The organism is Streptomyces sp. PU-14G, from assembly GCF_041028275.1.
GTDB lineage: Bacteria > Actinomycetota > Actinomycetes > Streptomycetales > Streptomycetaceae > Streptomyces.
This window is the reverse complement of the sequence record NZ_JASKYT010000645.1, coordinates 1-1,653: the sequence shown is the minus strand read 5'-3', so window position 1 is coordinate 1,653 and position 1,653 is coordinate 1. Positions and strand designations below refer to the sequence as shown.

The 1,653-nt window shown below is 74.9% G+C and carries 1 protein-coding gene; it reads right to left on the bottom strand.

What is annotated here, in order from left to right:
* Positions 1 to 154 precede the first annotated feature (154 nt).
* A complete protein-coding gene (locus AB8Z75_RS34355) occupies positions 155 to 1,636 on the bottom strand; it encodes an MFS transporter (protein ID WP_369208976.1) in 1,482 nt (493 codons plus the stop codon).
* Positions 1,637 to 1,653 lie beyond the last annotated feature (17 nt).

The window sequence follows — 1,653 nt, the reverse complement described above, 5'->3', positions numbered from 1 at the left end:
GTCCCGGCGCGGACGCCGGGGGATGGTGCCTCCCAGCGCGGTACCGGGGGGCGGCGGGTCCCGGCGCGGACGCCGGGAATGGCGGGTCCCGGCGCGGACGCCGGGAATAGCGCTTCTCGGCGCGGACGCCGGGGTCTTGCGTCGTGGCGCGGGGTCAGGTGTGCACGGCGGGTGCCGGTGCCTCCTCCGCCGCTTCCTGCGCGCCCGGGGTGTGCCGGGGGGCGGCCTTGATGGCGAGCGTGGTCGCCATCGCGGCGGCCAGCAGCGCCAACGAGGCCCACATGGCACCGGTGTAGAGGGCGGTGCCGTGGGCGCCGCGGCCACCGGCTGCGGTGATCAGGGCGGAGGCCAGGGCGGTGCCCAGGGAGGCACCGATCCCGAAGCACGCGCCGTTCAGTCCGGGCAGCGCGCCCTTCTGCCGCGTCGGCGAGGAGACGACGGCCAGGGAGTTCAGGGCGGTGATGCCGAGGCCGTTGTAGGTCAGGCCGAGCACCGCCAGGGCGACGGCGAGCACCCACGGCCAGGTCATGAAGGGGACGGCGACGGCGAAGGCGGCCAGTGAGCCGGCGGAGCCGATGACCACGCTGCGGCGCCAGCCGATCCTGGGCCCCAGGACGCCCGCGACCGGTGCGCCGATCACGCCGAGCGCCTGAGCGGGCGTGGAGAACAGCAGCGCGGAGGTGGTGGCGTTCATGCCGTAACCGGCGTGCGGGTCCTGCGCGAAGAGGGGGATGGTGAGGGTGAGGGCGCCGAAGGCTCCCGCGAGGGTCAGGGTCGTGGTGGCCATCAGCGGCCAGGCCCGGCGCGAGAGCAGCAGCCCGGTGTCGATGAGGGGGTCCGTGCGGCCCCGCCCGGCCAGTCCGAACGCCGCGAGCGCCGCCAGGCCGGCCAGGACGCAGCCCGCCGTCCCCGGGGACAGCCATCCCCATGTCTGCCCCTGCGCGAGGCCGACCATCACTCCCGTCAGGCCGACGGCGAGGAGGGCGGCGCCGCGCCAGTCCATGCGGCCCGTGGCGACCGGCGGTGCGGAGGGCACGGCCCGCAGGACGGCGAGGGTTCCCGCCACGGCGACGAGGAGGCTGAGGGCGAAGATGCCGCGGAAGCCGACGGTGTCGGCGAGTTGGCCTCCCAGTACGGCGTCCACCCCGGCGAATCCGCCGTTGACCGCGGTGACGATCCCGGCGGCGCGCCCGAAGCCCTTCGGGGTGAGGGTGTCGTCCAGGGTGAGGAAGGCCAGGGTGAACATGGCGGCGGATATGCCCTGGATGGCGCGTCCGGCCAGGAAGACGCCGATGTGCGGCGCGAGGGCGCAGGCGAGGCTGCCCAGGATGAGCAGGACGCCGCACAGCAGCATCATGGGCTTGCGTCCCCGGTAGTCGCTGAGCCGGGCGAGGGTGACCTGGCCGAGGGCGGCGAAGAGGAAGAAGAGGGTCTGCGAGAGTCCGACGAGTCCGCTGGTGGTGTGGAGCCGGTGGATGACGTCGGGCAGTGCCGGGCCGAGCATGGTGGCGTTGAGCTGGTAGCCCAGTACGGCGAGCACGAGTGCGACCAGCATTCCGGGGCGGGAGTCGGCGCGTTGGGGCCCCGGGCCGCTGCCGGCCCGCGAGGCCCCCGGAAGGTCGGCATGGTCGGGCATGGGGGCTCCTTCGAGGC

Bases quoted from the DNA above. Each gene is read 5' to 3' on its own strand.
- AB8Z75_RS34355 (WP_369208976.1), bottom strand. From the start codon at position 1,636: ATGCCCGACCATGCCGACCTTCCGGGGGCCTCGCGGGCCGGCAGCGGC.